Origin of the sequence: Rhodococcus koreensis (assembly GCF_017068375.1) — a bacterium.
GTDB classification, from domain to species: domain Bacteria; phylum Actinomycetota; class Actinomycetes; order Mycobacteriales; family Mycobacteriaceae; genus Rhodococcus_F; species Rhodococcus_F koreensis.
On the sequence record NZ_CP070611.1, the window covers coordinates 335,527 to 355,460 of the forward strand.

General features: G+C 64.9%; 15 protein-coding genes and 2 pseudogenes. 7 read left to right on the forward strand and 10 right to left on the reverse strand.

Going from position 1 to position 19,934, the window contains the following annotated elements; translation table 11 throughout:
• The first annotated feature begins 932 nt into the window (after window positions 1-932).
• Window positions 933-1,160, forward strand: coding sequence for a hypothetical protein (locus tag JWS14_RS48140; protein ID WP_206017199.1), 228 nt, complete (start codon window positions 933-935; stop codon window positions 1,158-1,160).
• A 104-nt stretch (window positions 1,161-1,264) separates the two neighbouring features.
• On the opposite strand, the pseudogene JWS14_RS52150 reads toward JWS14_RS48140, so the two are convergent.
• From JWS14_RS52150 to JWS14_RS48155, 3 genes and pseudogenes are all read right to left on the reverse strand, one after another.
• Window positions 1,265-2,270: pseudogene (locus JWS14_RS52150) on the reverse strand (helicase-related protein); the annotation flags it as partial.
• Window positions 2,271-2,389: 119 nt separating this feature from the next.
• Window positions 2,390-2,917: a winged helix-turn-helix domain-containing protein gene (locus JWS14_RS48150; protein ID WP_241031921.1), complete on the reverse strand. Its 528-nt coding sequence runs from the start codon at window positions 2,915-2,917 to the stop codon at window positions 2,390-2,392.
• Between the two features lie 163 nt (window positions 2,918-3,080).
• The gene (locus tag JWS14_RS48155) at window positions 3,081-3,422 is read right to left on the reverse strand and encodes a hypothetical protein (protein ID WP_206017200.1); all 342 of its coding nucleotides are present in this window, start codon (window positions 3,420-3,422) and stop codon (window positions 3,081-3,083) included.
• A 574-nt stretch (window positions 3,423-3,996) separates the two neighbouring features.
• On the opposite strand from JWS14_RS48155, the pseudogene JWS14_RS52155 reads away from it, so the two are divergent.
• Window positions 3,997-4,301 (forward strand): annotated as a pseudogene (locus JWS14_RS52155) (IS1634 family transposase); the annotation flags it as partial.
• Here JWS14_RS52155 and JWS14_RS48160 read toward each other — a convergent pair.
• The 7 genes from JWS14_RS48160 to JWS14_RS48190 form a co-directional block, all read right to left on the reverse strand.
• Window positions 4,241-4,465 carry a phosphoadenosine phosphosulfate reductase domain-containing protein gene (locus JWS14_RS48160; RefSeq protein WP_241031922.1) on the reverse strand — a complete coding sequence of 75 codons (225 nt, stop codon included), beginning with the start codon at window positions 4,463-4,465 and terminating at the stop codon, window positions 4,241-4,243. The pseudogene JWS14_RS52155 and the gene JWS14_RS48160 overlap by 61 nt on opposite strands.
• 212 nt (window positions 4,466-4,677) lie before the next feature.
• Window positions 4,678-4,980, reverse strand: a complete 303-nt coding sequence (locus JWS14_RS48165; protein ID WP_206017201.1) for a helix-turn-helix transcriptional regulator — start codon at window positions 4,978-4,980, stop codon at window positions 4,678-4,680.
• A gap of 153 nt (window positions 4,981-5,133) precedes the next feature.
• A complete protein-coding gene (locus tag JWS14_RS48170; RefSeq protein ID WP_241031923.1) occupies window positions 5,134-6,204 on the reverse strand; it encodes a hypothetical protein in 1,071 nt (356 codons plus the stop codon).
• Window positions 6,201-7,334 (reverse strand): sensor histidine kinase, encoded by a 1,134-nt coding sequence (locus JWS14_RS48175; protein ID WP_206017203.1) that lies wholly within the window; start codon window positions 7,332-7,334, stop codon window positions 6,201-6,203. The genes JWS14_RS48170 and JWS14_RS48175 overlap by 4 nt, the downstream gene beginning before the upstream one ends.
• 44 nt (window positions 7,335-7,378) lie before the next feature.
• A complete protein-coding gene (locus tag JWS14_RS51050; protein WP_241031924.1) occupies window positions 7,379-8,887 on the reverse strand; it encodes a protein kinase domain-containing protein in 1,509 nt (502 codons plus the stop codon).
• A 1,034-nt stretch (window positions 8,888-9,921) separates the two neighbouring features.
• Window positions 9,922-10,503, reverse strand: a complete 582-nt coding sequence (locus JWS14_RS48185) for a hypothetical protein (RefSeq protein WP_206017204.1) — start codon at window positions 10,501-10,503, stop codon at window positions 9,922-9,924.
• Entirely contained in the window at window positions 10,500-11,063 is a 564-nt protein-coding gene (locus JWS14_RS48190; protein WP_206017205.1) for a hypothetical protein, read from the reverse strand. The genes JWS14_RS48185 and JWS14_RS48190 overlap by 4 nt, the downstream gene beginning before the upstream one ends.
• Before the next feature lie 1,285 nt (window positions 11,064-12,348).
• On the opposite strand from JWS14_RS48190, the gene JWS14_RS48195 reads away from it, so the two are divergent.
• The 5 genes from JWS14_RS48195 (at window position 12,349) to JWS14_RS48215 (ending at window position 19,923) form a co-directional block, all read left to right on the forward strand.
• Window positions 12,349-12,690, forward strand: coding sequence for a hypothetical protein (locus JWS14_RS48195; RefSeq protein ID WP_206017206.1), 342 nt, complete (start codon window positions 12,349-12,351; stop codon window positions 12,688-12,690).
• Window positions 12,638-15,010 (forward strand): outer membrane protein assembly factor BamB family protein, encoded by a 2,373-nt coding sequence (locus JWS14_RS48200; protein WP_206017207.1) that lies wholly within the window; start codon window positions 12,638-12,640, stop codon window positions 15,008-15,010. Before JWS14_RS48195 ends, JWS14_RS48200 begins: the two co-directional genes overlap by 53 nt.
• 18 nt (window positions 15,011-15,028) lie before the next feature.
• A complete protein-coding gene (locus JWS14_RS48205) occupies window positions 15,029-17,251 on the forward strand; it encodes a DUF7937 domain-containing protein (RefSeq protein WP_206017208.1) in 2,223 nt (740 codons plus the stop codon).
• A 414-nt stretch (window positions 17,252-17,665) separates the two neighbouring features.
• Window positions 17,666-19,384 carry an NPCBM/NEW2 domain-containing protein gene (locus tag JWS14_RS48210; RefSeq protein WP_206017209.1) on the forward strand — a complete coding sequence of 573 codons (1,719 nt, stop codon included), beginning with the start codon at window positions 17,666-17,668 and terminating at the stop codon, window positions 19,382-19,384.
• 350 nt (window positions 19,385-19,734) lie between these two features.
• Window positions 19,735-19,923 (forward strand): hypothetical protein, encoded by a 189-nt coding sequence (locus tag JWS14_RS48215; RefSeq protein ID WP_061044010.1) that lies wholly within the window; start codon window positions 19,735-19,737, stop codon window positions 19,921-19,923.
• Window positions 19,924-19,934: the final 11 nt, after the last annotated feature.

Sequence of the window (19,934 nt, forward strand, 5' to 3'; positions counted from 1 at the left end):
GATCCCAGGCAGTTACGCAAACGTGAGCACGCGCCTCACAGAGGAACGAAATGTGGAACAGTCTTTGTGACAACGACATTCTGGACTTTGCGCTTCTTTGGGAACCGCTTGGTGGGCCGGCTCCGAGGGATATCACCGCCGCATTCGCAATCGACATCAACGAGTACAAACGCCGACTAACAGCAGCTGTCGGGTTCCAAGTGTCCCAACTTCGGAAAGGTGGCACCTCCCGTGAGTTCGTCTACGGGCTGTCTGCGATATCGGCGCTTGATCGAAATCCACTGCGAGTGAGTGACATATGAGCAACAACATCGTCTAATGGCCCGTATCCGAAGCCAAGACCGTCAAGTTACTTATCCCACGACGCACAAGCTCGCGCTGCACCAATCGGTAGCTCGATTCCCCACAGATCTCACGCATTCGCACACGACAGGATCCCCGTGCCCACCTTGTTCCTCCATGCCCTCATCGCGATTTTCAGCCTCATCACAGGTCGGTCATGCATGTCGACACGCGCGCTGATTCGACAGCTCGCGTACGCACGAGCAACCTCGTCGTGGTTGGCCGCGACGGCTTACCGAGACCCCTCACAAGACGACTCGAGGGCATCGTGGTCAGCGGTAGGCTCATCACCGATGTGAGCGATGATCGGCGTGCCGCGTGAACCAGTTAGTGGAGCGCGGACCGCCAGATCGAGTCGGCGGTAGAAGATGGTCCAAGGTCATGCCCCCTCGTCGAGGTAGCGGTCCAGTCGATGACCAACCCGGACGGACCGCCACCTTCTCAGGGTGTGAGCCCACTGATCAGGGTGGAACTCGAATCCGAGGGGTTCGAGGACGTGAGTGAGATCGGACGCGGTGGATTCGGCGTGGTCTATCGGTGCCAGGAAACGGCGCTCGCCCGCACTGTCGCGGTCAAGGTGCTGAGGTCGGATGGGACAGGTGCGGTCGGTGCAGGTGCACCGGCTGGCCAAGGACAGTATCGAAGAACTGATGCGCAAAACGCTTGCACACAAGAGCGACCTCTTCGATGCGTACGCGCGCCGTAGCCACGCGAAGGAATCAGACGTCGCCGCGGTGGAGACCGACTGGGCTGGCGGGGTGGGACCCAGCGAAGCGGACTTCGTGCGGGCGGAGCAGCAGCGTCTCGGAACGAGATGACTTCGCGGGCCGTGATGAGTCGTCGGTTCGGCAGGGCGATGCCTGCCGCGCACGCACACCCAGGCCAGTGGTGAGCACATTCATGGGACGTCTCCTCATAAACCTCAGTAGGACCTCCCTCGAATCCTCGCCACCTCGCCTAATGCGATCTGAGCTGCAGTCTCATTCGTGAGCCGTGCGGCCAGGGTCCGCTTCGCCAAGTCCTCGGGCAGTGCGGCGGAGAACTTCAGTCCGCGCAACGCACCTTGTCGACAGCAGGCAACGGGCGGCTGGCGTTCGCAGCACGCGCCGTGGCCAATCCTTCCCTGATCTCGGGAACCGTCAGATCCCGGTGCAGGCGAAGGGAATCGGCTCGGGACATCTGCCGTGGGACTACCAACGACGGAATCCAGGCGCCGAGGGTGCGGTTTTCTTTCGCGCCGGCCCAGGTCCACCACCGCCAGTCGTCCCGGTCGTCGCGGGCGATGATGAACGCGCCGTCGACAAGGGTCTCGGCACGCACATTCCGAATTCCATCCAGCGAGGCCACCGCACGCCGGGTGAGGGTGACACCGGCCGGTGTTGCTCCGAGGAGGACGTCGCGGATGCCCCGGGTGATCTCGAACGAGGCACCGTCCGGGATGGAGCTCCATTTCGCCTTCCCGGCGATGGTGCTGGCCTCGACGTAGCAGAGGCGCCGGTTCCCCAGCCGTGTTGCCAGTCCGCCAGCGGAACCCGGCGGGTCTGCAGGGCTGCGGCGAGGATCTGTTGCGCTGCGATGTGCCGCGGTTCGGGTGTCGCGACGACGGGCTCGACCCATCCACTGGACCAGCACTGCAGCATTCCGAGGGCGTCGAGAACCGCGTCCTCGGTGATGCACAGGAACAGGCAGTTGCGGCTGGTTCCCGGGCGGCGTCCGGTGCGACCGAGGCGCTGGAGAAACGACGACACGGTGCGGGGTGCGTTGATTTGGATGACGCGGTCGAGGTCGCCGACGTCGATTCCCAGTTCGAGGGTGGAGGTGGCGACGATGATGCAGTCGCGGGCCTCGGCGAAGGCCTGCTCGGATTCCCGCCGCTCGGCGGCGGACAGCGAGGAATGGGAGACGAAGGTGGTGATCCCGCGGTCACGGAAGAATCGGTTATGCAGAACGGGTGTCACACCTTTAGGCGCCCAGGTTGCGCGGACCACCGGAAGCAGCGACACACCGCTTTCGTCCTGGAAACAGATCCACGCACCTCGGCGCCGCGCTATTTTTTTATCCGCGGCCACTCGTTCTCGCGCCAGGCGACGATGGCATCCTCGTCGCGTTCGACTGCCCGCCGTGCGGGACGCTGGCGGCTCCACCCCAGCCGGGTTCGCAGAATCGTCCACGTCTGAGTGGGCCCGTAGTGCACGCCGGTGAGTCTGTCGATCACGATCGCGACCCGTCCCAGGGTCCACACCCCGGTCGCGAAGCCGTGCGCTTGGGGTCCTTTGAGCAGTTCCTCCCTGATCACGGCGATCTGGGCGTCATCGAGTCGTGGCCGACGCCCCGCACGGCCGTCGCCCTCAAGCGCCTCCTGGCCTCCCTCGGTCCACTGGCGATACCAGCGTGACGCGGTCTGCTGAGACACTTCCAGCTCGACCGCCACATCCACCTGCCGCCGCCCCGCCGCAAACATCTCCGCGGCCCGCATCCGGCGGTCACGCAATGCCTCGAGATCACGGCGACCACTGCGCTGCTTTACCTTCCGGGCGCCAGACCCCTCACCCGAACCGCTGTCCTTCCCTGCCATTCATCAATTATCAAGCAGCGCAGCGCAAATCAACTTCAACGACACACTCTATTACCGAAACATCTTTAGGGTGTGCACTTCAAAGAGGCGGCATCGATTCGGCCGTTGATCTCCATTGTGACGGTGACCTTCACAATGGATGGCGGCTGCTGGGAGTGCTTGGTCAGTCGTAACACCGCCAACTGTTGGCATCGTGGGTGTTCAGCGGCTTGGCCCAGGCTTTGGGGCTGTACTGCTGCCGACAGGCCAGATTCATGTCCACGCTCCGGTAGGTAGATGACCCTACGAACGGCGGAGGGGGCGAGTAGACGCACCGCCACGAGTAGGCATCATTGTTGTTGCGGGTCGTGCTCACATTGCCCTGGAGAGCGCCGCGATTCTGCTCGCAATACTTCTGTACGTTGACGCTGCCGAGTTGAGCGGCGGAGGCGGAAGTAGCACTCAGCAACACCCCACCTCCCGTCATGGACGCGATGATGACAGTGCTGGCCAGCAATTTCTTCATGGTCCGCATCTGATTCCCCTCTCTTAAGGTCCCCGACCCCCGTTCGATGGCTGATGTCAGTACAGATCTGGAGCGCGAGCGCTGATCCGTGATCTGCTATTGCCCTGGGCCACCGGCGGGGACAAGGCCGGCCATTTGCAGTCGATACTAGCTGTATAAGCGTCGCACAACGGCCGGCGCGAGAGTGTCGTCCGTTTGGCAGACATTGCGCAGATCCTGCGGCACTATGAGGCGAAGTGCAGACGCTGTCGGGTAGGTCGAGGGCCCTCGGTGCCGACGTGGTGCCGAAGCGATGCGGGCTTGCTTGCGGGTTGCGCGGCGACATCCCTACGGTCAGCGGCATTGCCGGTCGCGAGGCCGAAGTGAACGTCGGAGGGAGCGCGTAAAGCCACTGCCCGTGTGCCGATGCTCGTGGTTGTGCCAGGTTGGTACCCTCCATGAATTGTCCTGCCTCAAAGAAAGATCCGATCCGTTCAGGAAATTCCGGACCGTACTTCAACGTGTTCAAGAGCGACACCGAGCCCGAGCTGTCGCTCGATACCTGTGGGCGTGAGTGCGCGCGCGTCACCGCCGGCTGAAGTTCATCGTCGGGTCCCGCGCCACGAAGGCACCGGGGGATCTGGCGACCCATTTCCAATGGAACGGTGACGGGTTCACCGATGGCTAGGTCATCGACACAGTCACACCCGGCACGGCAGGAGTGTCGTCAACGATGCCACGAATTGAGCCGAACCGGTCTGGGACGTGGTCGGGCACCCGAGTTCGTGGCGGGCGGTCTGGCAGTACTCGAAACGGCGTGCGGTTCGACAGTCAGAACCTCAACGCTCAAGAGGTCGGGCTCGGGAGGTTGTCGAGGGCGGGGAGGCGCCGAAGTCGACGAGCTGGCGGAGTGTGGCGTAGACCGGGTTCACGGGCAGCTGATGGCGGGCGATGTGCGCCCAGAGGTCGTCGGTGGTCCAGTTCCAGATCGGCCCGTACGAGATCGCCCCGTTGTCGCGGGCGATGACCCTGCATTCGGCGGGCGGTGGATTCGTGGCCCCCACACCCCACAGCTCACCGGGGGCCGAGCAAGGCGTGCGCGCGGCGGGCGGGTTCGGTAATCAGCAACGATGTTCGGGGATCTCGCTTATCCGGCTGGGGCGCTGTCTGTGCGGTGCGCAGTCAACGGCCGGGACCGGGTCGGCCTCGGCCCGGGCGGGGTGTCGATCCCGGCGGCCTCCGTGGCTGCCAGTTGGCTCAGCGCGTGGGGTGGTGGTCACAGTTGCTCCAGCGTGATGTGGCCGTCTTGCAGTGCGCGTGCGAGTAATGCGGCTTTGGTGGGTGCGGGGCGTCCGACGGATTGGTATTTGTCGCGGATGCGTGCAACGTGGGTGTTGACGGTGCCGGGGGAGATGTACAACTGTCGGCAGACAGCGGATTTGGAGTCGTTGAGGATCCACGTCAGCATCACTTCGATCTCGCGGGGGCTCAGCGTCGGGGCGCGCAGCGGTGCTCGGACGGTCACATCTTCCTGGTCGACGCTGGAGCTGGCTGGGTGGGGACCGGCGATGATGAGCATGGATGGTTTTCCTTCCCCGAGTGCGGCGGAACTGTGTTCAGGTTCCTCGACCGTGCTGTGTTCCGATGAATATTGACGGTAGAACGGATCGAATGACTTAAGAAGATTCGACTTTGTTGACACAGGATTTGGGGCCAGCGTTAGCCGAAGCAATTAGGCGAGGCCAGGTTCCTGCGTGGCTTGTTCGGTCTGCGGTGTCAGGGGTACACCGTGGCGGCCCAGCTCGATTCGCCGCATGCCTTCGGTGGGGTGGTCGGCGAGGATGGTGGCAAGGAGGCCGCGGTCGGGTGGCAGGATGCGGATGGTCACGGTGCCTGCGTCGGCGCGGTCGAGTTCGGCGGCCACGAAGGTAGACAACCGTTCGCGGGTGTCGGCGTCGGCGGTGTCGAGGCCGTGGTCGTCGAGCATGATGACCTCGACGCCGCGGGCGCGGGCCGCGCGGGCTGCTGCGGGCAGGCTCCCTTGTACCAGGCTGGGTGCGCGCAGGGTGTCGCGCAGATGGGCTTCGAGTAGCTTGCATTCGAGCCTGGTGGCCGAGTCCAGAGGCTCGGAGTCGGTGATGCGTTGCAGGATCGGTCGCACGGTTCGGTCGAGGCGACGCATCTGTTCCTCGCGTTCGGCGAGGCTCGCGCCGACGGCGGCTTCTGCGGCGATGCGGCGGGAGGATTCCTCGCGCAGTTCGAAGATGGTGCGGGCGGCCGGACGGATGGTGTAGGCGAAGAACGTGGCCATCAACAGGGGAGGGAGGTTGACGATCGAGATGGCGACACCGTGCGCTGCGCCTTGCCCGGTCGCCCCCGACCACAGCGCGGTGACGGCGATCATCCCCCACAGGTTGATCCACGCTGCGGGCGTGCGGCCTCGCACACACATGTAGGTTGCGGTGCCGGTGCCGGATGCCAGCGGCCACGTTTGCCACGTCGAGGTCGGGGGCACGGGCAGCACGACCAGCACCAGAGCGCAGCACACCGGACCGGACAGGGCCATCGCCACCGTGACGGCCGGTGGCAGGGGATCCGGGCGCACGGCCAGCAGGGCACCGGTGACGACGATCGTGATCAGCAGAGCAAGGACGATCGGCCAGCGGTGGCTGACTCCGTCCCAGGAGGTGACGGCCAGCGATGTCATCGCGGTCAGGTAGAACACGGCGATGGCCCACGCCGCCCGGGTATGCATGCCGAGCAGGGTTCGCGCGTCTCGGATCGTCGTCGTCGGAGCGCTCACGGCTGACCCGACCATGCCATACGGATGGTGGTTCCCGCTCCCGGGCGGGTCTGCACGCTCACGGTGCCGCCGGGCAGTTGTCGGATCCGGCCGAGGATGCTGGCCGCCAAGCCGAGCCGGTGTGGGGCGACGGCGTCGAGATCGAACCCTTTTCCGGTGTCGGCGACGACGGCGTGGAACCTGTCGGCGCCGACGGTGACCGTGACGCGTCGTTGCGCGTCGTTCCCGGCATGGATGACGCTGTTTCGCACCGCTTCGGCGACAGCTTCTCCGATCACCCGGACCGCTTCGGCGGGATACCTCGCCGTCCCGGCATCGCTCGTTGCGACGTGGGTCTCCACTGGAACGCCGTGGTCGACGGCGCCGACGGCGGTGCGTAGGTGCGACAACAGGGTGGCGGTGTCGTAGGTGGGGTCATCGGCTTCCCCGAGCTCATCGAGTTTGGCCAGGGTGAGCTGGGCCTGTCTGCGCACATCGTTGTTGTGGGGTTGGCGCGCCGCGGCGAGCAGTGTCGACATCACCCAGTCGTGCAGCAGTGCGTTGAACCTGCTGCGCTGCACCGTGCGGGCTTGAGTCGCGGCGGCGGAAGCCGCAGCGGTGTAGGCGGAAGCTTGGGTTTGGTCGAGTATGCGACCGGTGCGCATTGCCATCAGCGCGGCGGCCACGTACAGCAGGCAGAAGCCCATCGCGAAGGCCAGATCCGGCATCAGCGGCCCTCTGTAGTTCGGTTCGCGGCCGTAATGGTTGATCAACTGCACGGTCAGTACGGCGACGCCGAGCTGAATGACCGTCCATTTCGGCCGCCAGGTAATGGCAGCCGCGAGTCCGGCCAAGCCGGGGATGCGAGCGATCCACCACTCTTCCTGCAGCAGTGTGCCGTTCCACGCCAGTGGCCAAGCAGCCGCCGCCACCAGAAAGGACAGCGCTGTCACAGCAGCCGCTCGCCGCACCCATTGGGTGCGGCGGACGAAGCTCACGATACCCATCAGCAGGGGCGGCACGAACACTGCCAGAATCGAGAACGGGGTCCACCAGTGGGCCACGGCTCTAGCCTGGTGGACGATCAGCGGGGCCAGCAGCGCCAGATAGAAGAGATAGCCGGCGCTGACGAATCGGGCGAACAGCCGCACGATACGTTCTTCCGCGCTGTCCCTCGGGACAGTGGGCGACGGTGCTAGCGGCGTCGGCGCCGCAGTCGAGGGATCGGCAGCCATCCGTCCTCCAGTGCCCGCTTGTACAGATCGGTTTTCGTGCGCGCCGGGCGACCGGCTTCCGCATATTTCTGGCGGATCCGACCCAGGTAGGCATTGACCGTGTCCACGGTGAGTCCGGACAGTTTCGCCACGCGCTCCGCGGACTCACCGGATGCGTAGAGGCTGAGCACCCCACGTTGACGCGGCGAGAGATTCACCCTCGCCAGGTCCTCGTCGGAGTCAATCGCCGCAGCCCAATCCATCGTCGCTACCGCCTTTCCCGTCGCGGCGTCGCGCACTGCGGCGGCGATGACCTCTTCGCGTTCGGACTTGCGCACGACGCCGAGCACACCGGCTTGTGCTGCGGCACGCACCAGAAATGGTTCGTCACCGGAGGTGAGAACAAGTGCCTCGATTCCCGCGGCACGTAGTTGTTCGACGTTGGCGATCGGAGACGACCCGTCCGGCAATCGCAGATCGAGCACCACCAGATCGAGTTGCGCTGTCACTGCCAGCAACTCCGCTACCGTCGGGGCGGCGGCAACGATCGTCAGGTTCGGCTCGTTGGCGAGGATGTGACGCAATCCCGACACCGCTACCGCGTGATCCTCCACCACGCCGATCCGTCGCGGGTCAGTCGCCTCGGCTGGCCGCTCAGCCGGTGTCGTGACCGTGCTGGCAGCAATTAGTGCTCGGCGCGCCGCTTCGGCGAGTTGCCCCGCGGTGGGGTAACGGTCGAGTGGATCTTTGGCCATGCCGCGTGCGATGACATCGTCGAATGAGACAGGAACCGTTGGCCTGAGTCGGCTGGGGCGGGGTGGGCTCGCGTGGAGGTGGCAGCTCAGCTGTTCTTCGACGCTGCCTCCCGGAAATGGGCGTGTTGCGGTGAGACATTCGTGCAGGACGCAGGCGAGCGCGTAGACGTCGACTCGGGCGTCGCCCTCCCCTTTGAACCGTTCAGGCGCCATGTAAGCAAAGGTCCCGATGGTTGCACCGGTGGCGGTGAGCGAGGTGTCGCCGACCGCACGGGCGATACCGAAGTCGATGAGGTATGCGTACTTGTGGTCGGTGAGCAAGATATTGGAGGGGGTGACGTCGCGGGGGAGCAGGTTGTCGGCATGGGCGGCGTCGAGGGCGGCGGCGATTTGTTCGATGATCGCGACAGCCGACGTCGGATCGATTGGCCCATCCTGAGCCAGAAGCGATCCGACGTCAGTTCCGTGGATCAACTGCATTGACAGGAAGAGGCGCCCGTCGATCTCCCCGAAGTCGAAAATTGGGACGATATGTGGCTCTCCGATGCGCGCGGCGCAACGGGCTTCGTGTTCGAATCGTGTGCGGAACTCGGGATCCTGGGCTGCGTGCTCGGGGAGCACCTTGATCGCTACCGAGCGCTGCGTCGCGGTGTCGTAGGCCTGGTAGACGTTTCCCATTCCGCCCCTGCCGAGCATGCCGCGCAGCTGGTACCGCCCGAATGAGGTCTCCTGCATCGATCCCTCCCCTCGTCACCCGAAGGTTCACATGTAGTTTATGACCGACGTTTCGTGCTGCGGGCGGTAACGTGCGCAGCACTGACCACCCGCGCCGAGCAGCCCGCAGGTTGGCGTGTTCGGAAACCGCAGGGGAGTGGCTGGCGGCGGGCACCTGAGACGAACGCAATTGTCGCCCACACCTGGCAGCCGCCGGGGTCTGCCTGCCGAGACCTGGGCCGGGCGGCGGTAATCGCATCGCCACCGCTGACGCGGCCATCACCCGCTCCGCCGTGGCTGTGCTGACAACGCCGAACCCGGGATCGCGGGACTACGGGGCGGGTCGATGCGCATTTTGCCGACATCCGGTCGCTGAGATCATCCCGTCATTGGCCGGGTATGGGACAGCTGCGTGGTGCCGGGTGCTCGAGTTCGGCGACGACCGCAATCGTGACACGACCACCACAGCACGCAAGAACTATGCCACCAGTCCATCGCCCGGGCCTCCGGCGAGAAAAGGGTCGTTGTGGTCCGGTTCGTCCACAACGACCGGCTGGTCGACGCCTCAACGTGCAGGCGTTCTCGGCCCTGCAGGCTTCTCCGGGGTCCGCGCCTGCTAGGACAACCAACGAATGCGCGGACTCGATCACGGGTCTGTCTTACGGCAGCTCGCCATCCGGCTCGTCGGCGTCCTGCACGGACAGTCCGCGAGAGCCGCACCCGCTACGACGACGAAACGACCGCGTGGGCACACCACGCCCGGCGGATCGCTGCTTGACACCGAGGCTCCTGGGCCTCGCTATGCGCCGCTGCGGCCGCTGCACCCGAGGTCGATCACGAACGGCGTCTCCCGCGTGCCCACAAGCCGGGTTGGCTCGCGTCGGCGGGCCCCGACGTCGGCACGCGTATGCCCACCGGCGCAGACATGATGGAGATGACACTGCTGCTGGGTCAGTTCGACCCCGGGGTCACCTGTGGGCTATTTGTTGCAGGTCGGTTGCGTAGTGTCCGCGCATTCGCAGGCTTCCCCTCCCGGCTGCGCCGGTGCCCCGAGGTCACACGTGAGGTGCCGCGTCCTGATACTTGTGCAGCCGAACTGATGGGTCCAGATCGGCTATGGGGGAGAAGCACCACGGAAAAATGTTCTCCAGGATCGCGTTCTCGGCCCAATTGAGCTCATGCGGGAAGCGAGTAAGCCTCATCCGGCCCGCAGTCCGGGGACCACGAGCCTCATACGTCAATTCGACGACAACCACCGGTAGGCCTGAGCCGTATGCGCTCCCGACTCCTTCCAATTGGAACTCGGTTTGCTCATGCCAGGCAATGCCGATGACGAACCTGCCGTCCTCGTTTGTCTGCACGATAACCTTGTTCGCGGGATGGAATTCGCCGTTGGTGAAATGATCAGACAGGGCCTTGTGTAGCTGATCCGCTGGCGCCGAGGTATCAAAGTAGAAGCCGTTGACATAGGTGTCCATCTTGCTTTTTTCGCGTGCCTTCCCCGCGGCCCTGAAGGGGGCCGCGATCATCTTGCATAGGCCGGTGACCACACCGTCGACCACGGTCTCCAGAATCCAGAGCCCGGCCATGAGCACCAGCATGACGACCAGGAAGACTCCTAATCCCTCCACGCTCATTCACCTCTCTTGTCAGTGTTGCAGGGCCCCGCGGCGAATGGCGCTTCTCGATCGTTCTCATCGACAAGGGTGGCGCGGGCCTGCGGATCAAGGGACTGCACTATTGCGACGAGGTTCTCCCGCAAGGACTGAAACTGTTTGACCGCGCTACGCATCGCCTGGCCGTTATCGGCCCACCGAAGCATCGCGTGTTCGCACACCGTCCCGCCGTCATGTTCCCGCACAACAAAGATGGCGGACTGGATGCACTCGTTCCAGTCGACCCGCATTCCGTGGTTGCCCCGCTGCGTGCTCGCGAGCTCCCCGGCGATGTACAACGAGTCCTCGAATCGCGGTTTGCTGGACGGCAAGGGCAGGCGGAACCCGAGCTCGTTCCACAGTTCGTCCGATCCGACGGAAGTGCGGATCTTCAGGGCAGCTGCCCCGAGATCGTTGGCCGCCCTGCGCTGCCGGCCGAAGATCGCTTTGTCGGTGAGGTCACTCGCCTTGTCCTCGACCGCTTCGGTGACGGTCGTCCAGATCCATCCCATAACGAGGAGGGCGAGGATGACGCCGACCATAACCAGCACGTCCATCTGCCGCTCCCGTGATCGAGCACTCGCGCCGCTCATACAGCGCAAACTTAATGCTCGACCCAGCATCTCACCTGCGCTATGGGCAGGCGCAGTCGTTCAGACGGCCGACACTCAACAACGCTTTTGAACACGACCGGAATCGCCGCACCACCCTGCGCCCAGGTGCGGTACCACCCGTGTGAGATTTGTCGACCGAATTCAGGCGAGCCCCTACCGAGGAATTCCGAATGCCGGGCGCACCTCGAACGTGAACCGTGACAAGCAATCCGGTACCGCACGGGCGCAGATTCGCCGCAGGTCGGAACCGATCGTGCCCGCCGAAGAACGGCTCTCCACGGCCACGAAACCACCAATCCCCAAATCGCTCAGGCCGCTACGCGGACCTCACCAAAAATCGAAATGGACGCAGGTCGAGGCAGGGAATGACCGCCAGGTCCGGAAGGGCCAACGAGTTCGTCGGACCAGGGTGACTGAGCCGGGCACCGATGGCGCCTCCCTGATACTGGAAACGACCGCCGGAGTGTCGAGCCCACAGCAATCCCCGCCCGCACGTGGCGAGTGATCGAGAAGGAGAGATAACTCGGTGACAGTGACGGCTGGTAGTCCGGTCGCACCCCGCTGGCAGGACCTGGTCACCCTCCCCGACGGGCTGTAACCGAGGTGCACATACCCCACGGCCACGAGAGATATCGCGCGACTCTACTCGGCGAGCCCCGGCTACCCGTCGGACGTGATGGCGTAGATCCCGCTGAGCGCCCTGCTTAGAGGTGCGAACCATTAGTGACTTCCAGGCTGGGCAAGAGGACAATCAAATTGAATACCAACCAGTATCCACGTAGAGGTCTCACAATGGTGTCGAGCCTCGGCGTCGGTGAGCTCTGCAGCGACGTCAAAGGCCCAAATCGAACGGGATGCGTTCCGGGAGGGAGGAAGTCGCGGACGTTGAAAGAGATGAGGGCTGACGAGATCTAAGCAGGGAACAGGCCGATCAGGCTCATTCGCCACTCGGCGAACCTGCGGATTCGCAGGAGGCGCACGCCACGGCTAGCACCACGGACCGCACTGACGCCGGGCGGTGAGTTACGTTGGGGCCGAGGGAGTTCTCGCACCTCGCATCGCGGATGTTGCCCAGCCATTCCGGAACTGGTCGGGGGCGGCGGGTCGGCTGAACAACCGATACAAGACGCAGCGTGCGGCGACTACTGTCAGTCCCATCGCTTCTGGCGACGGAAGTCGTGGACGCGGTGGCCGCGGCGCAGGGCGATGGGCAGTGCTGTACATCGCCGGCCTGGCGTACGGAATCCGCGGGGTGGGGATTGTTGCCATCGTCTCCGAACATCACATCAACCGGGCAGTGTCGCGACGCGGTCACGATCCCTCGATGATCGAGGTCGCCCAAGAAAACGAGGTGGTGATCGTGCAGGACCGGCTGACACTGACCGACGGTGATATGAAGGGCCTCGCGGGGTGCGTCGAGCGCACCATCGTGGGACCGGTCGTTACTGATCTGATCTGCGGCACACCGGCGTTCAGGAGGCTTGTGTGGGGGGCAGATCCTTGTGCGCTGGTCGGCCCTGGCATCATACCTCCTCGGCGCTTCGCAGCCCGGTGACACCATGGGTGCGTTTATATTTCGACGAGACGATGCCGGAGTCGAGCCCGGCGCCGTCGCGCCTCCTCCTCCTCCTCCGCCGCCACCGCCACCGCCATCAGCACTGTTCCGCACGCGCGCGTTGCTGGCGTTCCTCACCGTATCGGTGCTCGTCTTGGCGGGCGGGGTCGTGACCGTGTTCGCGGTGCACACGATCGATTCCCGTGGTGGTCCGGTGGCGGGGCAGCTACGCCACACGTATCCGACGAAACCTGCACCCGATTGGAGGCTCGAGGCCGCCGACGCGGTCCCACGGGGGCAGTTCGTCCGGCCCGACCCGACTTCCTACCAGTACCTGCGACCGGGATTCATCGACCTGGGTGACATCCTCATCAGCACCGTCATTCTGCCGGATACCGATGCACCGCCGATGCTCGTCGCGATCGAGTCCGACACCGGGGCCGTGAGGTGGAAGACACCGATCGACAGTTACCCGGAGACTCCCTCGTGCGCGACGCGCACCGTCGACGGCATGTTGCCCTGCATCGGCGGCGACTCCGTCCGATTCATCCGCGTGTCCGACGGTCACGTCGACCACCAGCTGGTGGCCGGCAACGCCAGCCGGGTCGAGGTGATCGACCGCGACGTGATCACCGCGGACTATCGCGAAATGTCGCGTGGGACGCCAGACAATCTATCGGCCGAATGGCGCACCACCTACGACATCGATCCAGGGTGCCCCGGGTCGGGTGACTCACAGCAATTCGGCGTCACCGACCGGTTCGTCTTCTTCGGCAGCGATGCCGGCGCCGTCGTTGCCGCCGCCACGGACGGACACCGCGTGATCGACTCCGAATTACAAGGTGTCGCCGTGTATCCGGGACGCGGCCTGGTCGCCCGCCGCTGCGCGGGCGACACCATCGACAGCGTCGTCATCGACGCCACCGGCAGGCAACTACGCGTCCACGACGGCGCCGCCGAGCCCGCCGAGCCCTGGCTCGTCGCACCCGACGACGACGGCCCCTACATCGTCGGCAACACGGCCTACGACTTCACCACTGGCGCGCAACGGTGGACGGCAGCCGGCCCTGCCATCGAGAAGATCATCGGCAACATAGCGATCGGAACGGACGTCGACGCCAACACGATGGCCGCTTACGACCGGCGAACCGGAGCCAAGCTGTGGACCACGGCCTGGGCGGGAGATCCGCTGGCCTCTGACGGTGAGCGCGTTCTACTCCGATCCCCTGACGGTCTCACCGCCGTCGACCTCTCCTCTGGCGAGCCCGCCTGGACGTCACAGGAACTGCGGTCGGGCAGCCTTGCGCCCGTTGGCGACGGATTCGCGGTGGGACAACCGGACGAGATTGTCTACTACCCACCGACCGGCGGGGCGGCACCCGCACTCGGCGTCACCCCGCCGGCACCGCAGACCCCGGCTAGTGTCTCCGAGGCGGGCCGGGTGGTGACCAAGTGCGGTCGCGTGCCGACCATGCGGCCCACCGAGTACCGCACCGACACCGGTGGACTCGTCGTCAAGATGGAAGTCAAGGCCAGCTGTCCGGACGGCGACATCGTCTCCACCAACGGAATGCGGATCACCGTGACCGACCACGGGCAAACCGTGGCCTCGGCGGTCTTCGACTTCGCCGACGCCCCGATGTATTTGCCGAGTGCCGGCACCCCTGGGCCGGAGGGCCCGGTCGTGCAGGAATTCGTCTATCCGGTCGGCAGCTTCTGGCGGCTGCCGAACTCCCTGGGTTCGACCTCGCCCTCAGCGGGCGGCGCATCGACCACGAAGGCGTTCGGTGACCAGCTCGTCGAGTGCGAGGACCAGGGCCAAAACCGCGGCCCGGACAGCGGTGAACCACCCACACCGTCGGTCGCGGGCAGGCCGATCGTCGCTGCACGCCCGGCAGGGCCGTCGAACACAGAGGTCGAAACGGCCAGTCTCGACGGCCTGCGCGCCCAGGCCGACGCCGATCGCCCGGTCGTCACGACAGGGCTCGCCGACCGGTGGGTCGCTCAATTGTCCTCGAAACGACTCGGGCTGGTGGCGCCGGATGTCGACGGGCGCGTGGTGACGTGGACGGCGGCCGAAATTCTCAACCAGCATCTGCGGCTACGCCTGCGGTATCCCGACGTGCGCCTGGTGTGGAGCGACGAATGGCGCACATTCGACTTGAACGGCTGGTGGATCACCGTCACCGGCATCACTTTCCCGGATTCGGGCGCGGCGAACAGCTGGTGCGACAGCCACGGGATTCCGGTCGACGAATGCTTCGCCAAGCTCATCAGTAACACCCGCGATTCGTTGGGCACGACCAAGTATCGGCGATAGTCGGTTGCGGAGGATCACGTGTACCCATCAGCTGGTCAGGGCGTCGGAGAACCACCAGGACGCTCACCGAGCGACGCGACCGCGATCACCGCAGCGATCTTCGCAGTGGGGGTCGGTCTGCTCGCGTTGGTGAGAATCGTCTTGGACCTCGACGCGTTCAACGAGCTGGCGGCAACGGTCGGCTTCGACAACGCGGTGCAGATCACCAACTACTTCGGCCCCTACTGGTGGACTCAACTCTTGGCCGGCGGTCAGCTGAATTATGCGATCACCGCCGTGCTACTTCTCTGCGGAGCTGTCCTTCTGCTGCGCCGCAGACTCGCCGGCCGCACGATGATCATCTTCGGGTCTCTCGCCGCTATCGGCGGATACCTCGTCGGATGGGTCGTTGTGCAGTCAGCGGTCGGCTCATGGCGAATCTCGTTCGACGGTTTGACCGGCGGTTCGTTCTCGAGTGGACTGGAATCGGCGTGGCCCCCCGCGAGGACGGCCGGCGTCCGCAGCCTTGGGCTTCCCGTCATCGTCCTGCTCCTCGCCGCCGCGCCCTCGACGCGGCGCTGGTGTCTGTACCGCGGCGTCGGTCATGCGGTCGTGATGCCGCCACCACCTGCTCCCACCGACCCACCCGTACCTGGTCGCGCGGGTTGGATACCACCTGTCGACTTACACAAGCAGCCGTCCCCGAAGCCGGCGTCTGCGCCACGCGTACCGCTGACCGCGCAGCTGGCCGACATCCCGCAGGCCGACCGTATCCGTGACGGCGCCGCGGTCACGCTCTACCTCGGCGCGCTGTTCTTGCGTTGGAACCGCAATGTCAACCTGCCCGCCGGTGAGGGTCCGGCACCCCTGATCGCGCTCCTGGTTCTCGCGACGCTGCTCTCGATCTGCTCGGTCGCGCTGCCATATCTCGCGCGGCTCGGCCTGCCCGGCGCCGACCGCGGCACCGCAGCCCTGCGCACACCGCAGCTGCTGACGGCCGCACCGTATGTGGTGCTCCTCGGCGGATTCGCGGTCGCCGACGTACTCGGCGCCGTGTACCAGTTCGGTCGGCTTCCACCGCAAAGCCCCGGTGTGGGGCCCGGCATATGGTGGGGGGTGGTCGCGACGATTCTGGCCACGCAGCGGCGTGCCGCTGTCGACGCCGGCCGCTCTCGCCGGTGGCTTGCCGTCGTGCGGCCGGCGATGTGGGTGGCCGCCTGCCTGAGTTTGCTCTCGGGACTGTTCTCGCTCCTGGCCCTTGCTGTTGATTCCGCACGCAACTCCTCCGCGCCCACTACCACCGGACAAGCAATCATTGTCCTGCTCACATCGATGCTCGCGTGCACACTGGCCGGCGTCGTCGCCACGGGTGTGGGCGCCGACTTCCCGGCGTGGCGGCTCACCGTGGCAGCCTGCGGGTCGACGGTCCTCATCACGGGAGCGATCATGACGCAATCCCAATCGGGAGGTGTCGAACAATTCGGCAGTAGTCGGTATTTCGCGACCACCGCCTGGTGCGTAGCCGCCGGAGCCGCGCTCGTCGCCGGCGGCGCACCATTCGACCCGGACAGCCCCACCCATGCCGGCTACATCTGGCTCGCCGCCTGCCGCAACGCACTGGGCATCGTCGGGCTATGGATGCTCATCGACGCCGCCGTATCGGTGATCACCGCGATCGTCTGGTCCCTTGACATCGTCGCGGCCGTCGTCTCGGCGGCGTTGGCGGCATCGACCGCAGTCGTCGCCGGGATCGGGGCACGAAGAATGCGGCCGCGCTACAACCGAGCACAGGATCCCCGGCCGTCGCGGGAAGTCACGCTCTGCGTCTGCTGCGTCATCGTTGCCCTTACTCTTGTTCGGCTGACCGTGAATGCGGGAACGAGCCTGCACCGATCGACCGTGCCGATGGATCTAGCGATCCCCGGGCTCGCGGTCGCTGTGGCTCTCGCGATCGCGGCAGCCGGCCCGGTTCGCAAGCTGTACGCTGGAATCCCGCTGGGGTGTACTCTTTCTCATCGCGCGCGTCAAGCACTCCTACCGTCCGCGCTGCCGGAGGAAGGCGATGACGAAGACAAAGCTGCGACGATGAACCCTTACACGTCACAGGCCCAGTTGGCGCGGATCGCCCAGCACCGCACCGATCTACGCGCTCTCGTCGCCGCGCATCCACACACCGATGCAGGGCTGCTCGACTGGCTTGCAGCCCAACAGGACCCGGATGTAACGCGCGCGATCGAACAACGAAACAGCGGCCAGACCTAAGACAGGGTATAGATAGGGGCAGGGGATGATAGCTTCACATCACGTTGGCTGCACAGAGACTTCGTGCATCGAATCACAAATCTGGGTCGGGCGGTGCCGGCGCAGTATGCCTTATCGTTTCCGGCCCAGGTCATCTCGAAGAATTCGGAAGGGGTACCCGGGATGTCCGAACGCGCATCAATGACAATCGGACCTAATCGAGTGGGCACCACAACAGGCGGCCGCTTTCGACATTATGCGGCGGCACCGGCGAGTCCTCCAGCAAGACGTGGTGGTCACCTTATTGTTTCGATCACCGTGGCATCGCTCGTTCTGATGAGTATGGCGGGATGCGGATCGAGACACGGTTCCATGGACGGGTCGGGTCCACCGGGGCCGGGGCCGGTGTCCCAGTTGCGACCGGCGGAACGGGCGGTGATCGCATCGGGCGCGGTTGGAGACACCGGCGTGCAACTCACCGGTCGAACGGGGGAAATACCGGTAACGGCGACGGCACCGGCCGGAGTGGCCGATGCGGGAACGCAGATGAAGTTGCTCAGCGTCGGCGCATCGTCGCAGACACAGGTTCCCGCAATGGTGGCATCGGCTACGCCGGTCATGGTGACGCTGGGTAGCAACGAACAACCGAAAACACCGATCGTTTTGAATTTCGATTTGTCCGATCAGCCGCAGCTGTATGAGAAATTCACAGATACCGTCCGGCCCGTCGTCCTCGTCAACGACGAGCACACCAGCGATCTGCTACAACCTGAGTGGAACCCCGTATCGAAGGTCTTGACCGTGACGACCGATCACCTGAGCACCTTCACAATCATCGCCGCCGACGTGGGCAACTCACTCACTGACGCCGCCACTCAGGTGTGGAAAACCCCCGCCGGCGGCCTGGATTCACCGTGTGAGGACAAGAGCGAGCTGAAGGTCGGATCCGAGACGGTCACATTGACACCCTCGACATCGGGAGTGATCGCCGCGTGTTTGCGCGATACCGACACAGGCATCGCTGTTGATTTCACCTCGGGCTCCGCACAGTACTACCAGGTCAGCGCCGACCCGGTCGGGCAATTCACCAACGGTCAACCGCTGGCCGGCTCCGAACAACTCGCGGTCGCCCTTCACGGATCCGCCGCCGGGTCCGGATTACTGACGCCGAAAGGCAAGGGCACCGTGGAGTTTCCGCCGGGTACGAGATCGGCCCAGATCCGGTTGGATATCGATCCGGCCGCGCTGCAGCTGGCGACGATCCTCACCGGATTGGACATGCTCGGTGCGGGTGGGGACTCGCTGCTGTACGGTTTCCAGAGCACGAAGGCGTCCTATGACTGTCTGATCACCGCTTACCAGAGCTGGACCCAGCCAGACGACCCCAGCGTTGCTGAATTCACCGAGGCGCTCGGTGAGATCGGACAATGCGGGTTCGCCGGTGCCGAAGTCGCGGCCGGGAACCGAGACACCCACCAGATCCTGCATCGGATGAGCGTCGCCACATCGCTGTTCACCAGCCTGCCTGCACAGCTACTGGCAAACATCGCCGGCATCGCCGGTGAATTCAACGGCGACAACCACCTCGAATTCGTCCTCTCCAGCACAGCAGGATCGCACAATCCACCCCCGATCGTTACCTCGTCGAGCAATCCACCCTCGATCGACGCTTCGTCGAGCAGCCCGCCGTCGACCAGCACGGCGGCCGAGCCAGGGTGGTACACCCTCGATGAGATGGAATGGTTGTCGTGGGGCAATGGGAGCGACTGCTGCAGCACACAAACCATCACCACGACCGCGTACCCAGAAAGTATGACCGGCTACTACCAGACGGGGCCGAATCCCGGCGACGACAATAACCACGTCAACCTATTCTTGGGTGGGAAGTGTGACCAGCTCGATGTGTTCGTCGGTCAATCCGCCGAATCGCCAGGCAACACCGGCAACCCCGGCCGTTTCAGGGTCTTCCTCGACGACACTCGACTCGCCGCCGATCACAGCATTGCGATAAACCAAGACGCCATTCACCTGGCCATCGACCTCACCGGCGTATCCCGCCTCAAACTCCAGGACGATCGCCATGCCGCAGATGCCATCAATGTGTGGGGCACTCCTCGTCTGCATTGCACCACCAACCCCCACCCCCGCCGATAGCATCTTGAAGGTTGGCCACCGAACTAGGTCACTGCCCCACAATCGGCCGACCGAAAGCCGGCCAAACAGCGGGAGGGCTTCCTCACCATTGACGAACTTCCCTAATCCGCTCGCACCCGACAGCGGTGATACCCATCATCGCAGGAAGGAGGAGGATATGAACGAGGGGGATACGACGGAGGGGTGTGCGGCCACCAGCTCGAACGGCATATCCGCTGGCCACACGCATCGCCACGGCCTGGTGTGGAGGATTGTGGTGGGCGGCCACGCCTGGATCCGCGCCATCGCAGGGGGTGCCCCCGGTCACGGTCCTCGTCGCCGGTGCTATCGCCGAGCATGATTGTGCCCGAATGGTTCCTGTTGCCGCGCCCAGCTCGGTCGGTGCTCCACCCCAGATCGTGGACCTCGTCGTCGCAGACACCGTCGACGATGTCCTGTCCGCCCTCGCCGCCGCTCGCGCAGGGAAAGACCCTCAGCGGGCGGTCGGCGAGGCGCGCAAGGTGCTGGAGAGGATGCGGCACACTGCCGAGAAACGATAGGTTCAATCGCG